The organism is Paraburkholderia acidisoli (assembly GCF_009789675.1).
In the GTDB taxonomy this organism is placed as follows: Bacteria; Pseudomonadota; Gammaproteobacteria; order Burkholderiales; family Burkholderiaceae; genus Paraburkholderia; species Paraburkholderia acidisoli.
The window spans coordinates 2,201,889-2,225,031 of sequence record NZ_CP046913.1; the positions used below are offsets into that span (position 1 = coordinate 2,201,889).

25 protein-coding genes are annotated in these 23,143 nt (G+C 65.6%); 9 read left to right on the forward strand and 16 right to left on the reverse strand.

From position 1 onward, the window contains the following. Positions 1-17: 17 nt before the first annotated feature. Together yjgA and mog are read left to right on the forward strand one after the other, a co-directional pair. Positions 18-620: a ribosome biogenesis factor YjgA gene (yjgA, locus tag FAZ98_RS09620; RefSeq protein ID WP_158950988.1), complete on the forward strand. Its 603-nt coding sequence runs from the start codon at positions 18-20 to the stop codon at positions 618-620. After that, positions 607-1,245, forward strand: a complete 639-nt coding sequence (mog, locus tag FAZ98_RS09625; RefSeq protein ID WP_158950990.1) for a molybdopterin adenylyltransferase — start codon at positions 607-609, stop codon at positions 1,243-1,245. Before yjgA ends, mog begins: the two co-directional genes overlap by 14 nt. Before the next feature lie 117 nt (positions 1,246-1,362). On the opposite strand, the gene orn is transcribed toward mog, so the two are convergent. Continuing rightward, complete coding sequence (orn, locus tag FAZ98_RS09630; RefSeq protein WP_158950992.1) at positions 1,363-1,992, reverse strand: oligoribonuclease; 630 nt, start codon at positions 1,990-1,992, stop codon at positions 1,363-1,365. 125 nt (positions 1,993-2,117) lie between these two features. Between orn and FAZ98_RS09635 the strand changes: the two genes are divergently transcribed. Genes FAZ98_RS09635 through FAZ98_RS09645 form a run of 3 tightly spaced genes read left to right on the forward strand, consistent with a single transcriptional unit; the run spans position 2,118 to position 4,692 of the window. Next, entirely contained in the window at positions 2,118-3,395 is a 1,278-nt protein-coding gene (locus FAZ98_RS09635; RefSeq protein WP_158950994.1) for a M48 family metallopeptidase, read from the forward strand. Further along, entirely contained in the window at positions 3,392-4,348 is a 957-nt protein-coding gene (gene rsgA / locus FAZ98_RS09640) for a ribosome small subunit-dependent GTPase A (RefSeq protein WP_158950996.1), read from the forward strand. Before FAZ98_RS09635 ends, rsgA begins: the two co-directional genes overlap by 4 nt. A gap of 11 nt (positions 4,349-4,359) precedes the next feature. Beyond that, positions 4,360-4,692 carry a putative signal transducing protein gene (locus FAZ98_RS09645; RefSeq protein WP_158950998.1) on the forward strand — a complete coding sequence of 111 codons (333 nt, stop codon included), beginning with the start codon at positions 4,360-4,362 and terminating at the stop codon, positions 4,690-4,692. 72 nt (positions 4,693-4,764) lie between these two features. Here FAZ98_RS09645 and FAZ98_RS09650 read toward each other — a convergent pair whose 3' ends face one another. From FAZ98_RS09650 to rpsP, 6 genes are all read right to left on the reverse strand, one after another. After that, positions 4,765-5,706, reverse strand: coding sequence for a CobD/CbiB family protein (locus FAZ98_RS09650; protein ID WP_158951000.1), 942 nt, complete (start codon positions 5,704-5,706; stop codon positions 4,765-4,767). Between the two features lie 151 nt (positions 5,707-5,857). Continuing rightward, positions 5,858-6,544, reverse strand: coding sequence for a CoA pyrophosphatase (locus FAZ98_RS09655; protein ID WP_158951002.1), 687 nt, complete (start codon positions 6,542-6,544; stop codon positions 5,858-5,860). A gap of 85 nt (positions 6,545-6,629) precedes the next feature. Continuing rightward, positions 6,630-7,028 carry a 50S ribosomal protein L19 gene (rplS, locus tag FAZ98_RS09660; protein ID WP_158951004.1) on the reverse strand — a complete coding sequence of 133 codons (399 nt, stop codon included), beginning with the start codon at positions 7,026-7,028 and terminating at the stop codon, positions 6,630-6,632. Between the two features lie 156 nt (positions 7,029-7,184). Beyond that, entirely contained in the window at positions 7,185-7,952 is a 768-nt protein-coding gene (gene trmD, locus FAZ98_RS09665; RefSeq protein ID WP_158951006.1) for a tRNA (guanosine(37)-N1)-methyltransferase TrmD, read from the reverse strand. 64 nt (positions 7,953-8,016) lie between these two features. Next, positions 8,017-8,751 (reverse strand): ribosome maturation factor RimM, encoded by a 735-nt coding sequence (rimM, locus tag FAZ98_RS09670; protein ID WP_158951008.1) that lies wholly within the window; start codon positions 8,749-8,751, stop codon positions 8,017-8,019. Positions 8,752-8,846: 95 nt separating this feature from the next. After that, complete coding sequence (gene rpsP / locus FAZ98_RS09675) at positions 8,847-9,110, reverse strand: 30S ribosomal protein S16 (protein ID WP_158951010.1); 264 nt, start codon at positions 9,108-9,110, stop codon at positions 8,847-8,849. 232 nt (positions 9,111-9,342) lie between these two features. Between rpsP and FAZ98_RS09680 the strand changes: the two genes are divergently transcribed. Both FAZ98_RS09680 and FAZ98_RS09685 read left to right on the forward strand, forming a co-directional pair. Then, positions 9,343-10,557 (forward strand): PQQ-dependent sugar dehydrogenase, encoded by a 1,215-nt coding sequence (locus tag FAZ98_RS09680; RefSeq protein WP_407672005.1) that lies wholly within the window; start codon positions 9,343-9,345, stop codon positions 10,555-10,557. Positions 10,558-10,686: 129 nt separating this feature from the next. After that, positions 10,687-11,160 (forward strand): NINE protein, encoded by a 474-nt coding sequence (locus FAZ98_RS09685; RefSeq protein WP_158951013.1) that lies wholly within the window; start codon positions 10,687-10,689, stop codon positions 11,158-11,160. Positions 11,161-11,189: 29 nt separating this feature from the next. On the opposite strand, the gene FAZ98_RS09690 is transcribed toward FAZ98_RS09685, so the two are convergent. Beyond that, entirely contained in the window at positions 11,190-12,299 is a 1,110-nt protein-coding gene (locus FAZ98_RS09690; RefSeq protein ID WP_158951938.1) for a PA0069 family radical SAM protein, read from the reverse strand. Positions 12,300-12,507: 208 nt separating this feature from the next. Then, positions 12,508-12,996, reverse strand: coding sequence for an Lrp/AsnC ligand binding domain-containing protein (locus FAZ98_RS09695; RefSeq protein WP_158951014.1), 489 nt, complete (start codon positions 12,994-12,996; stop codon positions 12,508-12,510). Positions 12,997-13,173: 177 nt separating this feature from the next. Here FAZ98_RS09695 and FAZ98_RS09700 point away from each other — a divergent pair, with 177 nt between their 5' ends. Further along, positions 13,174-14,460 carry a D-amino acid dehydrogenase gene (locus FAZ98_RS09700; RefSeq protein WP_158951015.1) on the forward strand — a complete coding sequence of 429 codons (1,287 nt, stop codon included), beginning with the start codon at positions 13,174-13,176 and terminating at the stop codon, positions 14,458-14,460. 114 nt (positions 14,461-14,574) lie between these two features. On the opposite strand, the gene FAZ98_RS09705 is transcribed toward FAZ98_RS09700, so the two are convergent. From FAZ98_RS09705 to FAZ98_RS09730, 6 genes are all read right to left on the reverse strand, one after another. Continuing rightward, positions 14,575-16,371 carry an acyl-CoA dehydrogenase gene (locus FAZ98_RS09705; RefSeq protein WP_158951016.1) on the reverse strand — a complete coding sequence of 599 codons (1,797 nt, stop codon included), beginning with the start codon at positions 16,369-16,371 and terminating at the stop codon, positions 14,575-14,577. 156 nt (positions 16,372-16,527) lie between these two features. Next, positions 16,528-17,463 carry an electron transfer flavoprotein subunit alpha/FixB family protein gene (locus FAZ98_RS09710; protein ID WP_158951017.1) on the reverse strand — a complete coding sequence of 312 codons (936 nt, stop codon included), beginning with the start codon at positions 17,461-17,463 and terminating at the stop codon, positions 16,528-16,530. 13 nt (positions 17,464-17,476) lie between these two features. Continuing rightward, positions 17,477-18,226, reverse strand: a complete 750-nt coding sequence (locus tag FAZ98_RS09715) for an electron transfer flavoprotein subunit beta/FixA family protein (RefSeq protein WP_158951018.1) — start codon at positions 18,224-18,226, stop codon at positions 17,477-17,479. Between the two features lie 274 nt (positions 18,227-18,500). Next, positions 18,501-19,304: a MetQ/NlpA family ABC transporter substrate-binding protein gene (locus FAZ98_RS09720; protein ID WP_158951019.1), complete on the reverse strand. Its 804-nt coding sequence runs from the start codon at positions 19,302-19,304 to the stop codon at positions 18,501-18,503. 54 nt (positions 19,305-19,358) lie between these two features. Then, positions 19,359-20,012, reverse strand: a complete 654-nt coding sequence (locus FAZ98_RS09725; protein WP_069262628.1) for a methionine ABC transporter permease — start codon at positions 20,010-20,012, stop codon at positions 19,359-19,361. Further along, a complete protein-coding gene (locus tag FAZ98_RS09730; RefSeq protein WP_158951020.1) occupies positions 20,002-21,036 on the reverse strand; it encodes a methionine ABC transporter ATP-binding protein in 1,035 nt (344 codons plus the stop codon). The genes FAZ98_RS09725 and FAZ98_RS09730 overlap by 11 nt, the downstream gene beginning before the upstream one ends. A 278-nt stretch (positions 21,037-21,314) precedes the next feature. On the opposite strand from FAZ98_RS09730, the gene FAZ98_RS09735 reads away from it, so the two are divergent. Beyond that, positions 21,315-22,262 carry an alpha/beta hydrolase gene (locus tag FAZ98_RS09735; protein ID WP_158951021.1) on the forward strand — a complete coding sequence of 316 codons (948 nt, stop codon included), beginning with the start codon at positions 21,315-21,317 and terminating at the stop codon, positions 22,260-22,262. A 24-nt stretch (positions 22,263-22,286) separates the two neighbouring features. Here the strand turns inward: FAZ98_RS09735 and FAZ98_RS09740 are convergent, their stop codons facing one another. Continuing rightward, positions 22,287-23,108: an enoyl-CoA hydratase gene (locus FAZ98_RS09740; protein ID WP_158951022.1), complete on the reverse strand. Its 822-nt coding sequence runs from the start codon at positions 23,106-23,108 to the stop codon at positions 22,287-22,289. Positions 23,109-23,143: the final 35 nt, after the last annotated feature.

Consider the following 23,143-nt stretch of genomic DNA (forward strand, 5'->3'; position numbering starts at 1 on the left):
GCGTTACAATACGCGCCATGAAACGCAAAACCCGCATTCAACCGATGAACGACGCTGTCGCCGAACCCGACGACAACGGTTACGATCGCCCGAGCAAATCGCAGCTCAAGCGCGAAATGGAAGCGCTCCAGGAACTCGGCCAGGCCCTCGTGGAACTGCCGAAGGACGCGCTCAAGCGCATGCCCATGACGGAAGACCTCGCGGACGCCGTCCACGAGTGCCGCCGCATCACCGACCACGAAGGCAAGCGCCGCCAGCTCCAGTACGTGGGCCGCATGATGCGCGGCCTGACGGAGGCCGAAGTGGCCGCGCTGCGCACCAAGTTCGAAGAACATCGCGGCGTGAACAAGGCCGCCACGGCGCGCCTGCACTGGATCGAGCGCACCCGCGAAAAGCTGCTCGCCGACGACGCCGCGCTCACCGAATTCGTGCGCCAGCACCCGGCCGCCGACCCGCAGGAAGGCCGCACGCTGATCCGCAACGCCCGCCGCGAGCACGAGCAGTCGAAACCGCCCAAGTACTTCCGCGAACTGTTCCAGTGGATCAAGGACGTGAGCGCGCAAGGCAACGAGAGCGACGACACGGCGGAAGAAGGCGATCACGACGATGACGAAACCTGACGTGAGACCTGAGCGCAACCACCCTGACGAACTCGTGATCGGCCTCGTGTCGGTCAGCGACCGCGCGACCGCGGGCGTCTACGAGGACAAGGGCATTCCCGCTCTCATGGCTTGGCTCGGCAGCGCCTTCAAGACGCCGTGGCGCGCCGAAACCCGCCTGATCCACGACGACGCGGCCACGATCTCGGCCACGCTCACGGCGCTAGTAGACGGCCTCGGCTGCGATCTCGTGCTCACCACCGGCGGCACCGGCCCCGCGCGCCGCGACGTCACGCCCGAAGCCACGCTCGCGGTCGCCACGAAGGCAATGCCCGGCTTCGGCGAGCAGATGCGCCAGATCAGCCTGAATTTCGTGCCGACGGCGATCCTTTCGCGCCAGGTGGCCGTGATTCGCGAAACCGCCGCTCACGCCGCGCTCATCATCAACCTGCCCGGTCAGCCGAAGTCGATCAAGGAAACGCTCGAAGGCCTGCGCGACGAGCATGGCGCCGTGAAGGTGCCGGGTATCTTCGCGGCGGTGCCGTATTGCATCGACCTGATCGGCGGCCCGTATATCGAAACCGATCCGAACGTGGTGGCCGCGTTCCGCCCGAAAAGCGCGCAGCGCGCGCCGCGCGCGGAATGACGCCTCTCCGCGTCACTATGAAAAACGCGCGGCCCGCCTGAACGGACCGCGCGTTTTTTGTTTTCAGCGCTGCTTTGTTACGGCATTGAGTACGGCACCAGGCGCCGCCAGCCAGCCTTACAGCGCCGGCCCCGCCGCGCCGGAAGCCGCGTCGGGCGCGATGCCGCTGCCCGGAATCAGGAAATGCTCGCGGTAGTACTTGAGTTCGTCGATCGACTCGTGGATGTCGGCGAGCGCCGTGTGCATCGCGCGCTTCTGGAAGCCCTTGTAGATGGCCGGTTGCCAGCGGCGGCACAGTTCCTTGAGCGTGCTCACGTCGAGATTGCGATAGTGGAAGAAGCGCTCCAGCGTGGGCATCCAGCGCGCCATGAAGCGGCGGTCCTGGCAAATGGAATTGCCGCACATCGGCGACTTGCCCGGCGGCACGTATTGCGCGAGAAACGCCATGATCTGTTCGGTGGCCGTTTCTTCGTCGATAGTCGAGGCGCGCACGCGCTCGGTGAGGCCCGAGCGGCCGTGCGTGTTGCGGTTCCACTCGTCCATGCGGTCGAGCACCGACTCCGGCTGATGTATCGCGATCACCGGGCCTTCAATGAGCTTGTCGAGCGTCGAGTTCGTGACCACGACCGCGATCTCGATGATGCGGTCGTTGTCGGGATCGAGGCCCGTCATTTCCATGTCGAGCCAGATCAGGTTCATGTCGGTGCGTTCGATCGACGCGGTCTGGTCGGAGGTGATGTCAGTCATGAGAGGCAACCTGGAAACGGGGGAAGCGCGGCAAGCGGGCCGCACACGCGCGTCGACACAGCGAGGATGCGATGCCGGGCCGGCAAGAACATATAATTGTCGCATAGATACCACGGACTTCCTGGATGCCTAATCTGTCCCCCTCCCCGGCGCTGTACTTCAGCGCACTGTTCGTCGTGGCCGTGCTCGGCATGGTCGCGACCAAGCTTTGGCTCGCTTCGCGCCAGGTTCGCTTCGTCGCGGCGCACCGCGAGGCCGTGCCCGCGCAATTCGCCTCCACCATCGCGCTCACGGCGCACCAGCGCGCCGCCGATTACACCATCGCGCGCACACGCCTCGGCATGATCGAAATCGTGCTGAGCGCCGTGGTGCTGATCGCGCTCACGCTGCTCGGCGGCGTGCAGGCGGTCGATCTCGGCATGTCGGACGCGCTCGGCCGCGACTATGTCGGCCAGATCGCGTTGATCGCCGCCGTGCTGGCCATTTCGGGCGTGGTCGAGCTGCCGCTCGATTACTACCGCCAGTTCGTGGTCGAGGAGCGTTTCGGCTTCAATCGCATGACGAAGCGCATTTTCTTCATGGACCGCATCAAGGGTCTGGTGATCGGCGCGGCGTTCGGCATTCCGCTGCTGTTCGTCGTGCTCTGGCTGATGAAGCAGGCCGGCAGCTACTGGTGGCTGTGGACGTGGGCCGTGTGGGTCGCGTTCCAGATGCTCGTGCTGGTGCTCTACCCGAGCTTCATCGCGCCGCTCTTCAACAAGTTCGAACCGCTGCGCGACGAAGCGCTGCGCTCGCGTATCGAGGCGCTCATGCAACGCTGCGGCTTTGCGGCCAAGGGCTTGTTCGTGATGGACGGCAGCCGCCGCTCGGCGCACGGCAACGCCTATTTCACGGGCTTCGGCGCGGCCAAGCGCATCGTGTTCTTCGACACCCTGCTCGCGCGTCTCTCGGGCAGCGAGATCGAAGCCGTGCTCGCGCACGAACTCGGCCACTTCAAGCGCCGCCACGTCATCAAGCGCATGGTCGTCACGTTCGCGATCAGCCTCGTGCTGCTCGCGCTGCTCGGCTGGCTCTCGCAGCGCGTGTGGTTCTTCGAAGGCCTCGGCGTGCGGCCCTCGCTGCTCGGCGGCAACGAAGGCCTCGCGCTCGTGCTGTTCTTCCTCGCGGTGCCCGTGTTCCTGTTCTTCGTCACGCCGCTCGGCAGCCTCTCGTCGCGCAAGCACGAGTTCGAAGCCGACGCCTTCGCCGCCACGCAAACCGACGCGCAGCACCTCGTCAACGCGCTCGTGAAGCTCTACGAAGACAACGCGTCCACGCTCACGCCCGACCCGCTCTACACCGCGTTCTATTACTCGCATCCGCCGGCGTCGCAGCGGATCGACCGCCTGCTCGCGCACGCATGAACCGGCGCGCATCGAAGGCCGGCGGCGGCGGCAAAGCCACGGGCGACACGCTGCACGGCGTGGTGATCGCCGCGCACGGGCGCCACTATCTCGTTGCGCCCGACAGCGGCGGCGCGAACCTGCAATGCTTCCCGCGCGGCAAGAAAAGCGAGGTGGCCGTGGGCGATCGCGTCGAGTATCAGTCGACCTCCGCCGACCAGGGCGTGATCGTCGCGATCGGCGAGCGGCGCAATCTGCTCTATCGCTCGGACCAGTACAAGTCCAAGCTCTTCGCGGCGAATCTCGATCAACTGCTGATCGTGCTCGCCACAGAGCCGCATTTCAGCGAAGACCTGCTCGGACGCGCGCTCGTGGCGGCGGAAGCCAACGGCCTCACGCCGCTCATCGTGCTCAACAAGATCGACGTGGAAGCCGCGTTGCCGCTCGCGCGCCAGCGGCTCGAACGCTATCGCGCGTTGGGTTATACGGTGCTGGAGCTTTCCGTGAAGGGCCGGCCCGAAGCGGCGCGCGCCGCGCTCGCCGACCATCTGCACGGTCATCAGACCATCCTGCTCGGGCAGTCGGGTATGGGCAAATCGACGCTCGTGAACCTGCTGATTCCCGACGCCGAAGCCGCCACGCGCGAGATCTCGACGGCGCTCAACAGCGGCCGCCACACCACCACGTTCACGCGGCTGTACAAACTGCCCGCCATGGACTCGCAAAGCGGCGGCGCGCTGATCGATTCGCCGGGCTTCCAGGAATTCGGCCTCTATCACCTCACCGAAGGCACGCTGGAACGCGCGTTCCCCGAGTTTCGCCCGTTGCTGCCAAATTGCCGCTTCTACAACTGCCATCACCTGCACGAGCCGGGCTGCGCGATTCTCGAGGCGGTGCAGGACGGCCGCATCGCGCCCGAGCGTCACGCGCTCTACGCGCAGCTCGTGCACGAGATCAGCCAGATCGTGCGCTAACGGCGCCGCCTATGCTCAAGCTCGTGCGCGCGCCGAATCTGCTGATCGCCCAGCACTGGATGAACATCCTGGCCACCGCCGGCGTGCCGTGCGAGTTGCACAACCGCTACCTGAGCGGCGCGATGGGCGAGATTCCAGCCGAGCAATGCGCGCCCGAAATCTGGCTCACCGACGAGCGCGACGAAAAGCTCGCGCGGCGCCTGATCGACGAAGCCACGCAAGGGCCGCCCGCGGGTGCGCCGTCATGGCGCTGCGCGCAGTGCGGCGAGACGCTCGAAGCGCAGTTCACCGTGTGCTGGAATTGCGGGCGCGACCGCGACGTGCGCGACCTGCTGGACGAATGACATCGCCGCGCATCGACGTAAAAACAACAAGGGCCGCTGATTAGCGGCCCTTTTTACGACGCGCGGCTGGCGTTACAGCCAGACCGCGATCGTCAGCATGAGCAGCAGGATCATCCACAGGATCACGGCGCGCCACACGAGGCCCACGGCCGATTGCAGCGTGCGCGGCGTGCAGTCGTCGCCCACGGTGTACGGGCCGCCCTCGCCCGGCTGCTGCGCGATGACCTCCACGCTCGGCGCCTCGGCGAGCGGCCCGGAAAGACGCGCGCCCAGCGCGCCGCTGCCCGTGGCGAGCAGCACGCCTTCGTTGGTGTCGGGCCACGTGTTGGTGTGATTGCGCCACGCGTAGATCGCGTCCTCGAAATTACCGACGATGGCGAAGCCAAGCGACGTGAGGCGCGCCGGAATCCAGTCGATCACGAAGAACACCTGCTGCGCGAAATTCGAAAACGCCTCGGTGCGGTCGTCGGCGGGACGCGACCATTCGCGCGCCAGATATTCGGCGATACGGTACAGCACCGCGCCGGCCGGCCCGATCGGCACGAGAAACCAGAAGAACACGCCGAACACGTGGCGGTGGGAGGCCACCACGGCGTGGATGAGCGTGTGGCGCACGATCTCGCTCACGGGCATGTCCACGGCGTCGATGCCGGTCCATTCGCTGAGGATTTCGCGGGCGCGCGGCACGTCGTCGTTGTTGAGCGCGAGGTGAATGTCGGTGAAATAGTGGCTGAACTGGCGGAAGCCCAGCGTGAAATACACCACCACCACGTTCCACAGGAACGCCAGCACGAAGCTGATGTGGAACAGCACGTAGTAGACGAGCGCGGTGGCGAGCGTCCACGGCAGCACCACCACGAGCCACGCCAGCACACCGTGCTTCTGCTTGCCGGCGTCGAAGCCGTGCGCGGCCCATTCCGCATTGAGGCGCACGAGCGCCATGACGGGATTATTGGGCGACAGCGCCCGCACCTGCTCGATGACGAGGGCCAGCAATACGGAGAAGAAGGTCATGCGAAACGCCGTGCAATTTCGGGGTTTTTGGAATTTTGCAACGATATCACAGGGCCAGATGTGCCTGACATGCGGCAGCGAACCCGGCTGCAAACACGCAACAGTCCTGCGCCGTCGCACGCGGCGTGCGCGCGCCGCGCCACGCCGCGTGCTAGGCGCGCAGGAACCGGTAGAAGTTGCGCAACATGCCCGCCGTCGCGCCCCAGATGAAGTGATCGGCGCCCACGGCCGCGCCCTGCTGCGGATACGGCATCGCGAAGAAACGGCGCTCGCCGCCTTCCCAGCGGAAGACGCGCACTTCGTGATTGGCCGGGTTCATCAGAAACGCGAGCGGCACTTCGAAGATGCTCGCCACTTCGAGCGAGTCGGCGGTCACCGTGAAGGGCTCGTGCACGAGGCCGATCACGGGCGTCACGCGAAAGCCCGTGCCGGTGAGATAGTCGGGCAGCGCGCCCAGCACCTCGACGCGTGCGGGATCGAGATCGACCTCCTCCTGTGCCTCGCGCAACGCGGCCGCCGCGGGCGTGGCGTCGGCGGGTTCGCGGCTGCCGCCCGGAAAGCTCACCTGGCCCGCGTGATTGCTGAGATTGTCGGCGCGCTGCGTGAGCATCACGCTCAGGCCCGCCGCGCGCACCACCAGCGGCACGAGCACGGCGGCTTCGCGCGGATCGCGAATATCGGCTTTGCGGGCTTCCTGCGGCTCCGGGTCCCACGGCAGGCGCTGCGCGAAGCGCGCGCGCAAGCCCTCGGGCGTGAGCCGCGCGGGATCGACGGGAGGCAGGTCGGCGCCCGTCGATTCGATCGGCAGGCTTTCGGGTTCAAATACAGGACGGATCAACGGCTATCTCGGATTATTCGCATCGACGAATAGTTTGAGGCCAAAAAGAAAAAAGCACCCCGAAGGGTGCTTTTTCTTACAGCTTTTACGCCTGCTCGGCGGCCGGAGCAGCTGCGCGGTCTTTCGACACCAGCTTTTCCTTGATACGTGCCTTCTTGCCCGAGAGGTTGCGCAGGTAGTACAGCTTCGCGCGACGCACGTCGCCACGACGCTTCACCACGATGCTGGCGAGCAGCGGCGAGTACGTCTGGAACGTACGCTCGACGCCTTCACCCGACGAGATCTTGCGCACGATGAACGACGAGTTCAGGCCGCGGTTACGCTTCGCGATCACGACGCCTTCGTATGCCTGAACGCGCTTGCGGTTACCTTCAACCACGTTCACGTTGACGATCACCGTATCGCCGGGAGCGAATTCGGGGATGGTCTTCTCGCCCAGCACGCGCTGGATTTCTTCCTGTTCGAGTTTTGCAATCAGATTCATGACTGACTCCTAAAGCCATCTTGTCGGCGTTCGTACCTGCGCTGGCGTTCGCACGCTCAGCAACGACGGCCCCGATAGAGGATGGATTCACAACTGGCACCGTTCACGCATGAAGCGGCACCGCCTATGGCGCCCCGCGCGCCCTCGACCGCAGCCTTACGCTCCGTTCGATTCCTTCGCGAGACTTGCGAGCCATGCCTCGTCGGCACGGCTCAGCATCTTGTTCTTTCTGGCCCGCTCGATCAGATCGGGCCGTTTGTTCCACGTGTTGCGCAACGCCTCGCGGCGACGCCACTGCTCGATTTCCTTGTGATGGCCGCCGAGCAGCACATCGGGCACCCGCACGCCGTCGTATTCTTCCGGACGCGTATAGTGCGCGCAATCGAGCAAACCGTCGACGAAGCTGTCCTGCACCGCCGAAAGCGCGTCGTTGAGCACGCCCGGCAGATGCCGCACCACCGCGTCCATCAACGCCATCGCGGGCAGTTCGCCGCCCGACAGCACGAAGTCGCCGAGGCTGACTTCTTCGTCGACGTGACGGTCGACGAGCCGCTGGTCGATCGCCTCGTAGCGGCCGCACAGCAGCACCAGACCGGGCTCCTGCGCGAAGCCCATCACGCGTTCGTGCGTGAGCGGCTTGCCTTGGGGCGACATCAGCAGCACGCGCGGCGCCGCGACACCGGCTTGCGCCTGGGCCGCTTTCGCCGCACCGATCGCCGCTTCGAGCGGCTTGGCCAGCATGACCATGCCGGGGCCGCCGCCATACGGGCGATCGTCGATCGTACGGTAGTTGTCGGTCGTGAAATCGCGCGGATTCCACGTACGCAACGCGTAGCGCTCCTGCTTCACCGCCCGGCTGGTGATACCCCAGTCGGTCAGCGCGCGGAACATCTCGGGAAAGAGCGTTACGACATCGAACTGCATCGCTCTCTCCGTCAGCGAATCAGGGACAAACCCAGAGGCTCAACCCGAAGGGTCGAACCCAGGATCAATAATCGGCGTCCCAGTCGACGACGATACGCTTCGCCGCCAGGTCCACCGTCTTCACGAATACGCCGACGAACGGAATCAGGCGCTCGCCGGTGACCGGCTTGCCTTCCTTGTCCGTGGACGGATACGTGATGCGCAATACCGACTGCGCGCCGTTGTCGATCAGGTCGGCAACCTTGCCCAGCTCCACGCCCGCCTCGTTGGCGACGTCGAGCCCGATCAGGTCGACCCAGTAATACTCGTCGGCTTCGGGCGCGGGGAATTCGGCACGCGTCACGTAGACGCGCGCACCGCGCAGGCGCAGCGCCGCCTCGCGGTCGTCCACGCCCGCCAGCTGCGCGACGACGCTGTCGCCGTGCACCTTGGCGCTCACGCGCCCTGCGGAATGGAACTCGCGATGCGACTGACCTTCGCGGCCCTTGATGAGCCACCAGCGCGTGGCCGACAGCAGCGCGCGGCCGTCCTGTGCGTGCGGCGCCACCTTGACCCAGCCTTTGAGGCCGTAGGCGTCGACCACCGCGCCGACTTCGACCGCGTCGGCCGGCCAGCTTGCCGTGGATTCGGCGCGCAGCGGCTCTGCCGCAGGCGCGGCTTTCGCCGCGCTGTCGCGCGCCGGCTTGCGGACGAATGCGCCAAACGACGGAGCGTTACGGCGATTCGCGCCGCCGGTTGCTTCGTCGCTCGACGCTGTGTTTGCCGTTACGGCAGATTTGGCGTCGTCATGCGCAGACATCGGCAACCCTCGCGGCCAGCTTGAACTCGTACGCGCACGCCATACCAACCCTCATGTGCGCACGAAGATGAAACACGTACAACTGTCGAAAAGACTTAAGCAGCCGGCGTAGCGGCAGCAGCCTTTTGCGATTCCTTCACGAGACGCTCGACGGCCGGCGACATTTGCGCGCCGTTTTCCTTCCAGTACGTCACGCGATCTTGAGCGATACGCAGCGTTTCACCCTTGGTAGCGACCGGGTTGTAGAAGCCCACGCGCTCGATGAAACGGCCGTCGCGACGGTTGCGCGAATCGGTTGCGACGATGTTGTAGAACGGGCGCTTCTTCGAGCCGCCGCGTGCCAGACGGATGATGACCATACTAAAATCCTTGAAAACCGGGGGTTCGGGACTACTGAAACACGCGATTATAGCTGGAAACCAGAGGCATAACAAACACTTAACGGGAATTTGCGCGTCAAGCGACAAAGAATCCCGGCAAAGCCCGCCGCCAGCAGCCCCGCAGGCCGCGCCGAAAGCGGCGCTACGCGACCTTCAATCAACCGGCTCGCGCCCCACTATGATCCACGGCGGGCGGGCCCTGGAGCGGAATGTGACGACCAATCTGGCAAGCCCCGGAAAACGCCCGCAGCCCCGTTGCTCGCGCGATACGGTGCCGTTTTTCGCGCGCGCGTCAGCCGGTGCGACGGCGCGGTTGCGCACGGCATGGCTCGCGCTCGCCCTCCTCCTGCTGCTCGCGGCGCCGTTCGCGCGCGCGGCGCTGCCCATCGACCGGATCAAGCTGCCGCCCGGCTTCCATATAGAAGTGCTTTCCGCCGAGGTGCCGGGCGCGCGCGAAATGACGCTGTCCGACAGCGGCATTCTGTATGTGGGCAGCATGACCGGCGATGTCTACGCGCTCGAACTCAAGGACGGCAAGCTCGCGAAGCGCCACGTGGTGGCCTCGGGGCTCACCATGCCGGTGGGCGTGGCATGGCACGACGGCTCGCTCTATGTTTCCGCCGTTTCGTCGATCGTGCGCCTGCCCGATATCGACCGGCATCTCGACTCGCCGCCCAGGCCGGTCATGGTCACCGATGCCCTGCCGAAGGAGCGCCACCACGGCTGGAAGTTCATCGCCTTCGGCCCCGACGGCAAGCTCTACGTGCCGCAAGGCGCGCCCTGCAACGTCTGCCTGCCGCCGAACGATCCGCAGCGCACGCACTTCGCCATGCTCGGCCGCATGGACCCGGACGGCTCGCACTACGAAACCATCGCGCGCGGTGTGCGCAACACCGTGGGCTTCGCGTGGCATCCGCAGACGCACGAACTCTGGTTCACCGACAACGGCCGCGACATGCTGGGCGACGACATCCCCGACGACAAGCTCAACCGTCTCGCGCACGTGGGCGAAGACTTCGGCTTTCCGTATTGCCACGGCGGCAACGTGCCCGACCCCGAGTTCGGCGCGGGCCACCCGTGCAGCGGCTTCACGCCGCCCGTGGCGAAACTCGGCGCGCACGTCGCGGCGCTCGGCATGCGCTTCTACACCGGCACGATGTTCCCGGCCGGGTACGCGAACAGCATCTTCATCGCCGAACACGGCTCGTGGAATCGCAGCAAGAAAGCGGGCTATCGCGTGGTGCGCGTGAGCGTGGACGCGAACGGCGCGAACGCGCGCCAGGACGTGTTCGCGCAAGGCTGGCTCGATGGCGACGAAAGCCAGTGGGGCCGCCCCGCCGACGTGCTGCCGCTGCCCGACGGGTCGCTGCTCATCAGCGACGACTATGCGGGCGCGATTTATCGCGTGACGTACAGCAAGCCGTAAGCGTCGCGCTTCGGCCTCGGTTCGCGTTCGCGCGTTGTGCGCTCTGGTTGCTGGCATAAGCGCGCGCTGGTGTTGGGACGCTCGCGCGCGACATACAATGCCAGCCGACGTCCACGACCGCCCGAGCCCATGCCCAACGAGAACAACGCCGCACGCTTTCGCTCCAAGACGCTCACCGCCGCGCTCGCCTTCCTGTTCGGCAGCCTCGGCGCGCATCGCTTCTATTTATATGGCCCGCGCGACGTGTGGGGTTGGGCGCACGTGATCGGCACACTGCTCGGTATTCCGGGCGTGATGCTGCTCGCGGCGACCGAACGCGCTTCGATTTTCGGCTGGGTGCTGGCCGTGATCGGCGCGGTTTCGGTGCTCTCGGCGTTTCTCGCGGCCATCGTCTACGGTCTGCGCCCCGACGCGAAATGGGACGCGCAGTTCAACGCCGCCTTCGCGCAGGCCGGGCGCGCGAGCCGCTCGGGCTGGACCGTGATCTTCGTCGTCATCTTCTCGTTATTGATTGGCGCGTTTCTGCTGATGACGGGTCTCGCGCTCTCGTTCCAGACGTACTTCGAATCGCAGGTCGAGGCGGCCAAGGCAATCTCGCAATAACGACGCTCGAACGACGCGGCTTTGGGCGCTCAAAACAGATCGAGCTGCGGCTTCTCGCGCACGGTCTTGTCGCGCATGAACGCCGACATGTCGAGAATGCCGTGGCGCCGCTCGTTGAGACCGAGGCGCTTCACGGCATTGTGAAAGCGCTGCTTGAGCAGGTCGGCCCACAAGCCCGTGCCCTTCATGCGCTGCGCGAAATCCGAGTTGTAATCCTTGCCGCCGCGCATGTCGCGCACGCGGCTCATCACGCGATCCGCGCGCTGCGGAAAATGCGCGGCGAGCCAGTCGTGAAAGAGCGGCGCGACTTCCCACGGCAAGCGCAGCACGATATAGCTCGCGCTCGTCGCGCCCGCCTCGGCGCACGCTTCGAGCACGCGCTCCATGTCCGGCTCGGTGACGAACGGGATCACCGGCGCGATGCTCACGCCCACCGGAATGCCCGCCTCGGCCAGCGTGCGGATGGTGCGCAGCCGCCGCGACGGCGTGGCCGCGCGCGGCTCCAGCGTGCGCGCGATATTGGCGTCGAGCGTGGTGATGGTGATGGCGGCCATGAACTGCCGACGCTGCGCCATGGGCACGAGCAGGTCGAGATCGCGCTCGATCAGCGACGACTTGGTGATGGCCGCGAACGGATGCTGACGCTCGGCGAGCACCTCGACCACGCCGCGCGTGAGACGCAGATCGCGCTCGACCGGCTGCCAGGCGTCGGTGTTCACGCCCAGCGCGATGGGCTCCGGCTCGTAAGACGGTTTCGCGAGTTCGCGCAGCAGCAACTCGCGCGCGTTGATCTTGGCGTAGATGCGGCTTTCGAAGTCGAGCCCCGGCGACAAGCCCAGATAACTGTGCGTGGGCCGCGCGAAGCAGTAGATGCAGCCGTGCTCACAACCGCGATACGGATTGAGCGAGACGCTGAACGGAATGTCGGGCGACTGGTTGCGCGTGAGGATGCTCTTCGCGCGTTCCTCGAATACCTGCGTGCGCAACGCGGGCTCGCCGTCTTCTTCACCTGCCTGCGGCTCGCTCACGTGCTGCCAGCCGTCGTCGAATGCTTCACGCTGATCGATTTCGTAGCGCCCCTGCAGATTCGTGACCGCGCCCCGCCCCTTGCGCGGCGCGAGCGGTTTGGCCGGCAACAGCGGTTGCCAGTCGGAGTCGGGGTCGACAGCGGGACGGGGTTTGGAATCGGGCACGGGAATACAAAACAAAAGCGGCTGGGTACTGTACGAATATACAGTACTCAGCCGCTTTGTCGAGCCGTAAAAACGGGGAACTGTTGCCCGGCGAATGGGAAGATCGATGCAGCCGTTCCGCTCGCGTTCCCCTTACGTTCCGCCCATGTCGCGCTCAATCGCCCACGGCGATCGTCAGCGTCTCCTTGATCTCTTCCATCACCACATAGCTCTTCGACTGCACCGCGCCCGGCAGTTGCAGCAGGATGTCGCCCAGCAGCTTGCGGTAGTCGGCCATTTCGCCAATACGCGCCTTGATCAGATAGTCGAAGTCGCCCGAAACCAGATGGCATTCGAGCACCTCGGGAATCTTCTGCACCTCGCGGCGAAACTGGTCGAACATGTTGCCGCTCTTGTGGTCGAGCGTGATCTCCACGAACACCAGCAGCGCCGCGCCCAGCACCGTGGGATTCACACGCGCGTAATAGCCGGTGATGACGCCGTCGCGCTCCATGCGCTTCACACGCTCGATGCACGGCGTGACCGACAGCCCGACCTGTTCCGCGAGGTCTTTCATCGCCATGCGGCCGTCCTGTTGCAGCAGTTTCAGGATGCGATGATCGAGACGGTCCAGCGCGCGAACCGGTTGACGCTGCGTTCTCATGATTTATTCCTGAAAATCAGAAAAATACAATAACAAAATCTGGACGTTGAACAATAGCATAGCTGTTATTACTGGCTACACCCGAATTTTCGTGCCTTCCCCGCTATGCGTGCCACAACGAGCACCGAGCGCCCCGAGGCAGCGCGGCGTAGCGTCAACAAATCCTCAGGAGCAGCTATGCGAGTCGTCGTGTTGGGCAGTGGTGTGGTCGGGGTGGCCAGCGCCTGGTATCTTGCCCGCGCGGGCCACGAAGTGACCGTGATCGACCGCGAAACCGGTCCCGCACTCGAGACCAGCTTTGCGAACGCCGGCCAGATCTCGCCGGGCTACGCGGCGCCGTGGGCGGCTCCGGGTGTGCCGCTCAAGGCCATCAAGTGGATGTTCGAAAAGCACGCGCCGCTCGCCATCCGTCTCGACGGCACGAAGTTTCAGCTGCAGTGGATGTGGCAGATGCTGCAGAACTGCACGGCCGAACGCTATGCGCTCAACAAGGGCCGCATGGTGCGTCTCGCCGAATACAGCCGCGATTGCCTGCAAGCACTGCGCGCCGACACCGGCATCCAGTACGAAGGCCGCACCGGCGGCACGCTCCAGGTGTTCCGCACGCAGCAGCAATTCGAGGGCGCGGCGAAGGACATCGCGGTGCTCAAGGACGCCAACGTGCCCTACGAACTGCTCACCGCCAGCGAACTGGGCCGCGCCGAACCCGCGCTCGCCGCGGTTGCGGGCAAGCTCACGGGCGGCCTGCGTCTGCCCGGCGACGAAACCGGCGACTGCCAGCTCTTCACCACGCGCCTCGCGGCCATGGCGGCCGAGCTTGGCGTGAAGTTCCGCTACAACACGCCCATCGACGGCCTGATCGTTTCCGGCGACAAGATCAACGGCGTGCAGTGCGGCGCGGAAGTCGTGCGCGCCGACGCCTACGTGGTCGCGCTCGGCTCGTTCTCGACGCAAATGCTCGCGGGCCTCGTGAAGATTCCCGTGTATCCGCTCAAGGGGTATTCGATCACGGCGCCCATCGTGAATGCGAGCGCCGCGCCGGTTTCCACCGTGCTCGACGAAACCTACAAGATCGCGATAACGCGTTTCGACGATCGCATTCGCGTGGGCGGCATGGCCGAGATCGTCGGCTACGACAAGACGCTCAAGCAGGCGCGCCGCGAAACGCTGGAAATGTGCGTGAACGATCTGTTCCCCGGCGGCGGCGACACGAGCCAGGCCACCTTCTGGACCGGCCTGCGCCCGATGACGCCGGACGGCACGCCCGTGGTCGGCCGCACGCCGCTCTCGAACCTGTTCCTGAACACGGGCCACGGCACGCTCGGCTGGACCATGTCGTGCGGCTCGGGTCAGCTCCTGGCCGACCTCATCTCGGGCAAGCAGCCCGCGATCAAGGCCGACGATCTTTCGGTGCATCGCTATCTCGGCGACACGCACGGCGCGCATCGTCCGGCTTACGCGTAACGCGCGGGCCGCTTTCGCGGTCGTTGGTCGTTATCGGCACACAACAACACGGCGCCTCGCGAGGCGCCGTGTTGCATTTCCCGCCGCGCATTTGCACCGATATGCGCACCGATCTCAGAACTGATCTTCGCTCAGCGCGAGCACGCCCTCGCCGCCCTTCGCGCTCACGATGGCCGCCTCGAGCGCCACGGCCTGCGGCAGCACTTGTTGCGCGTAGCACTGCGCCGTCGCGATCTTCGCACCGTGGAACTTCGGGTCGTCGTTCATGAGGCGCTGCGAGGCGAGCATCGCGCGCGCCATTTGCCAGCCGCACAACACGATGCCCGCGAGCTTCAGATACGGCACGCTGCCCGCGAACACCGCGTTCGGATCGTTCTTCGCATTCGCGAGCACGAAGTCCACCGCCGACGCGAACGCCTTCGCCCCCGCCGCGAGATGCCGCTGCATCCACTCGAACGCGGCGCCGTCTTGTGCGCCGAGCGCCTGCACCGTTGCGCCCATGTCGTCGATCAGCGCCTTCGCGGCCGCCCCGCCGTCGCGCAACGTCTTGCGCCCGATCAGGTCGTTCGCCTGGATCGCCGTGGTGCCTTCGTAGATCGGCAGAATGCGCGCGTCGCGATAGAACTGCGCGGCGCCGGTTTCCTCGATGAAACCCATGCCGCCATGCACCTGCACACCGAGGCTCGTGACGTCGACGGAGAGTTCCGTGCTCCAGCCCTTCACGATCGGCACGAGATATTCGTAGCGCGCGCGGTGACGTTCGCGCGCTTCGGCGTCGGGCTCGTGATGCGCGCGGTCGCTCTCGCCCGCGGCCACGTAAGCGAGCGCGCGAGCGCCTTCGGTGAGCGCGCGCATGGTGCCGAGCATGCGGCGCACGTCGGGATGGTGAATGATGGTCGCCGCCGCTTTCGCGGAGCCGTCCACGGGGCGGCTCTGCACGCGTTCCTTCGCATAGGCGAGCGCCTTCTGGTACGCGCGGTCGGCGATCGCCACGCCTTGCATGCCCACGGCGAAACGCGCGGCGTTCATCATGATGAACATGTATTCGAGCCCGCGGTTTTCCTCGCCGATCAACTGCCCGATCGCGCCGCCGTGATCGCCGTACTGCAACACCGCCGTCGGGCTCGCCTTGATGCCGAGCTTGTGCTCGATCGACACGCAATGCACGTCGTTGCGCGCGCCCAGCGCGCCGTTTTCGTCGACGAGAAACTTCGGCACGATAAAGAGCGAAATGCCCTTGACGCCTTCGGGCGCATCGGGCGTACGCGCGAGCACGAGATGCACGATGTTCTCCGCCATGTCGTGCTCGCCCCACGTGATGAAGATTTTCGTGCCGAACAGCTTGTAGGTGCCGTCGCCCTGCGGCTCGGCGCGCGTGCGCACAGCCGCGAGATCGGAGCCCGCCTGCGGTTCCGTGAGATTCATCGTGCCGGTCCACTCGCCCGAAATCAGCTTCGGCACGAATAGCTGCTTCTGCGCGTCGCTGCCTGCGGTGAGCAAGGCCTCGATGGCGCCGTCGGTGAGCAAGGGGCACAGCGCGAACGAGAGATTCGCCGCGTTGAGCATCTCCACGCACGGCGTGCCGACCAGCTTCGGCAAGCCTTGTCCTTCGTATTCCTGAGGATGCTGCACGCCCTGCCAGCCGCCTTCCACGTATTGCCGGAAGGCCTCGGCGAAACCGGGTGTGGCGTGGACCGTGCCGCCGTTTTCGGCAACCCACCGGCTGGGATCGCGATCGCCCGCCTCGTTCAACGGCGCGATGACTTCGCCGCAGAGTTTCGCGGCTTCGTGCAACACGGCTTCGACGGTTTCGGGCGTGGCGTCTTCGCAGCCCGGCAACGCGGCGATCTCGTCGAGTCCGGCGAGTTCCTTCATGACGAACAGCATGTCGCTCGTGGGCGCCTGGTACATGTCTCCTCCGTGGCTGGGTGATGCTGGCGTGGACGGGGCTTACCTTGATGCACAAATGACAAAGGGGCGCCTGTGCGCCCCTTTGTTGCTTCGCTTACGTCGCTGCGTCAATGTGCTGAGTCATGACGGCGGCGCTTTGCTGTGTGACTTCGGCGATCAGCCGAGTTCCTTCACGAGTTCCGGCACGACCGCGAACAGGTCGCCCACGAGACCGTAATCGGCCACGCTGAAGATCGGCGCTTCTTCGTCCTTGTTGATGGCGACGATGACCTTCGAGTCCTTCATGCCCGCGAGATGCTGAATGGCGCCCGAGATACCGACGGCCACATAAAGCTGCGGCGCGACGATCTTGCCCGTTTGGCCGACCTGAAAGTCGTTCGGCACGTAGCCCGCGTCCACGGCGGCACGCGAGGCGCCGAGTGCCGCGCCGAGTTTGTCGGCGAGCGGTTCCAGCACCTTCGTGTAGTTCTCGCCGCTGCCCAGACCGCGGCCACCCGAAACGATGATCTTCGCGCTCGTGAGTTCCGGGCGATCGAGCTTGGTGACTTCGCGGCTCACGAACTGCGAGAGACCGCTGTCTGCGGCCGCTTCGATCTTTTCCACCGAGGCGCTGCCGCCTTCCGCCGCGACCGGGTCGAAGCCCGTTGCGCGAACCGTGATGACCTTGATCGGATCCGCCGATTGCACCGTGGCGATGGCATTGCCCGCGTAGATCGGACGCTCGAACGTATCGGCGGAATCCACTGCGGTGATGTCGCTGATCTGCGCAACGTCGAGCTTCGCGGCGATGCGCGGCGCGACGTTTTTACCTGCGGCCGTAGCGGGCGCGAGAATGTGCGAGTAGTTCTTCGCGATGTTCAAAACCGTCGCTTCGACGTTTTCCGCGAGGCCTTGTTCGAGTTGTGGCGCATCGGCGAGCAGCACCTTCGCCACGCCTGCGATCTTCGCGGCGGCATCGGCGGCGGCCTGTGCGTTGTGGCCCGCGACCAGCACGTGCACGTCGCCACCAATCTTCTGCGCAGCGGCAACCGTGTTCAGCGTCGCGGCCTTGATCGTAGCGTTGTCGTGTTCAGCAATAACCAGCGTTGTCATTTTTCGGCTCCCCTTACAGCACCTTGGCTTCGGTCTTCAGCTTCTCGACCAGCGTCTTCACGTCCGGCACCTTCACGCCCGCGCTGCGCTTGGGCGGTTCAGCGACCTTGAGCGTCTTCAGACGCGGCGTGACATCCACGCCAAGGTCTTCGGGCTTGATCGTCTCCAGAGGCTTCTTCTTTGCCTTCATGATGTTCGGCAGCGTGACGTAGCGCGGCTCGTTCAAACGAAGATCCGTGGTCACGACAGCGGGCAGCGTGAGCGAAAGCGTTTCCGCGCCGCCATCGACTTCACGCGCGACCGTGGCCTTGCCATCGGCAACCGTCACTTTCGAGGCGAACGTCGCTTGCGGCAGATTCGCGAGCGCGGCGAGCATCTGGCCGGTCTGGTTCGAATCGTCGTCGATGGCTTGCTTGCCGAGAATAATCAACGAAGGTTGCTCTTTATCGACCAAAGCCTTCAGCAATTTAGCCACCGCCAGCGGCTGCAAATCCTCGCTCGACTCCACGAGAATCGCACGGTCCGCGCCAATCGCGAGCGCCGTGCGCAGCGTTTCCTGCGCTTGCGTCACGCCGCACGACACGGCGATCACTTCGGTCGCCACGCCCGCTTCCTTCAAACGCACCGCCTCTTCAACGGCGATCTCGTCGAACGGATTCATCGACATCTTCACGTTGGCGATATCCACACCCGTGCCATCCGACTTCACACGGACCTTCACGTTGTAATCCACTACGCGTTTGACTGGCACAAGGACTTTCATTCACACGCTCCAAAGTTACGAATACGTCAACCTGGCGGACATTATAGCGAGAGGCCTTCGGGGCGCCCGCGCCGCCAGCATTTTCCCGCACTGCCGCCGCCGCGCCTTCGCGGCGGGGCCGCCAGCCGCCCGATCCACGCGCCGTTGAAGCGGGCACGCAAGGGCGAACGATCGTGCGATTTTAAGTCGGAAAAAACCCGGGCCTCAAGCCCGGGACCCGACGGGTATCTCTAATCGGCCCGGCCAAGCGATGCCCGATCACGCGCAAACGCGCTCACCAGGACGTGATGACCGCGCCGCCGAACGTCGCTTCCACGTACTGCTTGACCTCGGGCGAGTGATACGCGGCCACCAGCTTCGCCACCCACGGCTTGTTGCGGTCGGCTTCGCGAATAACCAGCACGTTCACATACGGGCCCTTCGGGTCTTCGATCGCGATCGCGTCCTGCCTCGGCTTCAGCCCCGCCTGCATCGCGAAATTCGTGTTGATGGCGGCGGCGTCCACGTCGTCGAGCGAACGCGGAATCTGCGCGGCGTCCAGTTCGACGATCTTCAGCTTGCGCGGGTTATCGACGATATCGAGCGGCGTGGCCTTCAGGCCCGCTTCGGCGCGCAGCTTGATGAGGCCCTGCTTCTGCAGCAACAGCAACGCACGCCCGCCATTGGTCGGGTCGTTCGGTACCGCAATGCGCGCGCCCGGCTTCAGTTCCGCGAGCGACTTGATCTTCTTCGAGTAGATGCCCATCGGGAACGTGATGGTGTCCGCGATCTTGATGAGCTTGTAGCCGCGATCCTTCACCTGCGCGTCGAGATACGGGCCGTGCTGGTAGCTGTTCGCGTCGAGATCGCCGCCCGCGAGCGCCGCGTTCGGCTGCACGTAGTCGGAAAATTCGACGATCTTGATGGCGAGGCCATTCTTCGCGGCCACGCGCTTCACGACTTCCATCACCTGCTCGTGCGGGCCGCCCGTCACGCCGACCTTGATGGTGTCGTCCGCGTGCGCGAGCGGTGCGAGCGTGGCGAAGAGCGAAGCCGCGCCGAACGCGGCGGCCAGACGAATCATGAAGCGACGTTGCATACCGAACCTTTGTCTCGAAGAGTAATGGTGATTATTTACGGCTGGTTTTAAGGCTCATTTGTGACTGAGGCGCCGCACGAGCCAGTCGCCGAACGACTGCACGAGCTGCACGAACACGATCAGGATCACGACCACGATCAGCATGACCTCGGGCTCGAAACGCTGATACCCGTAGCGAATGCCGAGGTCGCCGAGACCGCCGCCGCCAATCGCGCCCGCCATCGCCGAATAGCCGACGAGCGAGATGAACGTGATCGTCAGACCGGCCACCACGCCGGGCAGCGACTCGGGCAACAGCACCTTGAAGACGATCTGGCTCGTGCTCGCGCCCATGGCCTGCGCCGCTTCGATCAGGCCGCGATCGACCTCGCGCAACGCCGTTTCCACGAGCCGCGCGATGAACGGCGCCGCCGCGATGGTGAGCGGCACGACGGCCGCGGCCGTGCCGATCGACGACCCCACCACGAGGCGCGTGAACGGAATCACGGCCACGAGCAGGATGATGAACGGCGTCGAGCGCACCGCATTGACGATCACACCCATCACGCGATTGGCGGCGATGTTCTGCAGCACGCCGTTGCGGTCGGTGAGATAGAGCAGCACGCCGAGCGGCAAGCCGATGGCCGCGCCCACGAGTCCCGAGATGCCCACCATGACGAGCGTTTCCCAGAACGACTGGACGAACATGTCGAACATTTCACTCCACATGGGACAGTTCCTCCACCACCACGCCTTGTTCGCGCAGCCAGGCGATCGCCTGCGCCACCTTGACCGGATCGCCGCCCGCGAGCACCGCGAGCGAACCGAACGCCTGACCCTGGATCTCGTCGATCTGGCCGTGCAGGATGTTGAAATCGAGTTCGAAGCGGCGAATGGTTTCCGAAAGCACCGGCTGGTCGACGCCCGTGCCCTTGAACGCCAGGCGCAGCAAATGGCCGCTGCCCTTCGCGAGATGCTCGGCCACGCGCGCCTTGAGCGCGGGCGGCAGTTCCTGCGCGATCACGTCGCCGAGCAGCGCGCGCGTGACTTCGTGGCGCGGTTGCAGGAACACGTCGAGCACGGGACCGCTTTCCACCACGCGGCCCGCGTCGAGCACGGCCACGCGGTCGCAGACCTGTTTGATCACTTCCATCTGGTGCGTGATCATCACGATCGTCAGATTCAGCTCGCGATTGATCTTGCGCAGCAGATCGAGAATCGCGCGCGTGGTTTCGGGGTCGAGCGCGGAAGTCGCTTCGTCCGAGAGCAGCACCTTCGGCTTGCTCGCGAGCGCGCGCGCGATACCCACGCGCTGCTTCTGGCCGCCGCTGATCTGCGAGGGATAGCGGTCCTTCTGCGCCGTGAGGCCCACGAGCTCGAGCAGCGGCAGCACCGTCGCCTCGATCTCGGCGCGCTTCACGCCCGCGAGTTCGAGCGGCAGCGCGACGTTGTCGAACACCGTACGCGACGAGAGCAGATTGAAATGCTGGAAGATCATGCCGATCTCGCGGCGCGCCTCGCGCAGGTCCGCGCTGGAGAGCGACGTGAGCGTGCGGCCGTTGACGACGATATCGCCTTCGGTGGGCCGCGTGAGCAGATTGATGGTGCGCACGAGCGTGCTCTTGCCCGCTCCGCTGCGCCCGATGATGCCGAACACTTCGCCCGGCGGAACCGTCAGATTGACGTTGTGCAGCGCCTCGATCCAGCCTTGTGGGCCGGCGAAGCGCTGGGACACGTTTCGAATTTCGATCATGGAAAAAACGAAACGGCGGGTGCGCCGCGCGCCGCTTGCGGTTCCGGGCGATGAAAACATCGCGGGGAAGTCGCGTCGCGCCGGCAGACAGCCGCCGTTGTGGACTGGATGTAGCCCGGCATTTTACCTCAGCCGCCCACATTCCTTTTAATAATCGTTTTTGATGTTTTCATAACGATAGAGCATTAGAGGATTGCCGCGACTCGTCGGCCGGCGCGGGCCGCTACACTCCTCCGACAGTCCGGCACCGACAACAATCGTTCTAACCGGGAACAACAATGACGGAGACATCTGCGGGCGCGCCCGACGTGCCCCCTTTGGCCGCCACTTCGCGCACGACGCCCGGCGCTTTTGCCGAAGTGCCGCAACGCTCGACGCTGCGCACGCGCGACGGCACCGAATTACCGCTCTATGTCTGGCGCGCGAAGCCGCCGCGGCGTGCCGCCATCGCCCTGCTGCACGGCCTCGCCGAGCACGCGGCGCGTTACGCCGCCCTCGCCGCCCGGTTACGCGCCGCCGGCATCGACGTTTATGCCATCGACTTGCGCGGGCACGGCCACGCGCCGGGCCGCCGCGCCTGGGTCACGCGCTTCGACGATTATCTCGACGACGCCGCGGCGCTCATCGACCATGCGAGCGCCGAATGCGCGCCGCGCGCCACGCCGCTCTTTCTGATGGGCCACAGCATGGGCGGCGCGATCGCGGCGCTCTATGCGGTCGAACGCCTGCCGCGCACGCGCGTGCCGCTCGCGGGACTGCTGCTGTCGAGCGCCGCGCTCGCGCCGGGCCGCGACGTGCCCGCGTGGATGATCGCCGCGAGCCGCGTGATGAGCGCCGTGTGGCCGCGCTTTCCCGCACTGAAGATCGACGCCGCGCTGCTCTCGCGCGACCCCGCCGTGGTCGCCGCCAATCGCGCCGACACGCTCGTGCATCACGGCGCGATTCCCGCGCGCACGGGCGCCGAACTGCTCGGCGCGATGCAGCGCATCGCCGCGGGCCGCGCGCAGTTACGACTGCCCGTGCTGGTGTGGCACGGCACCGAGGACAAGCTCACGGAACCCGAAGGCAGCCGCGCGTTCGGCGAGCACGTGGGCTCGCCCGATCGCACGCTCACGTTTTACGAAGGGAGTTATCACGAGACGCTCAACGATCTCGATCGCGAGCGCGTGATCGCCACCATGATGGACTGGATCGACCGCCACTCCTGGCCGACCGATCTCGCGTGACGTCCGCCGTCGCGCCAGGCGCGGTTATTTCACGCCGCGTTTGTCGATGAACGCCTGCACGCCGTCGAGCGCGGCGTCGTCCATCATGTTGCACGCCATGGTCTGCCCGGCGAGCTGGTACGCGGCCTCCACGCCCATTTCGAGCTGCCGGTAGAACAGGCCCTTGCCCGCCGCGACCGTCGCGCGCGGCTTCGCGCAGATACTCGCGGCGAGGGCCGTGACGGCGGCATCGAGTTCGCCGGCGGCCACCACGCGGTTCACGAGACCTTCGCGCAATGCCGTGGGCGCGTCGATGAAGTCGCCTGTCATCAGCATCTCGAACGCGGCCTTGCGCGACACGTTGCGCGTGAGCGGCACGGCCGGCGTCGAGCAGAACAAGCCCAGATTGATACCCGATACGGCGAAGCGCGCGCTATCGGCGGCCACCGCGAGATCGCACATCGCCACCAGCTGGCAACCGGCGGCCGTGGCCACGCCCTGCACGCGCGCGATCACGGGCTGCGGCATCTTCTGGATCGTCAGCATCATCTTCGAGCAGCGCTCGAACAGCTTCGCGTAATAGCCGTGCGAGGGCGCCGCGCGCATTTCCTTGAGATCGTGGCCCGCGCAGAACGCGCGCCCCGCCGCCGCGATCACGACCACGCGCGCCGCGGACTTCGCGAGCGCCAGTAGCTCGGCTTGCAGCGCGTCGATGAGCGCTTCGGAGAGCGCGTTGAACGCGTCGGGCCGGTTGAGCGTGAGGCGCGCGACGCCGGGTACGCCGTACGCATCGTGCGTGACTTCGACGAGCGGCGCGGTATCGACTTGTCCTGCGGAATCAGCGGAAGACGGCGAAGCGGCATTCATGACGCGTTTCTCCTTCGATCGATGCCGCGCAGGCG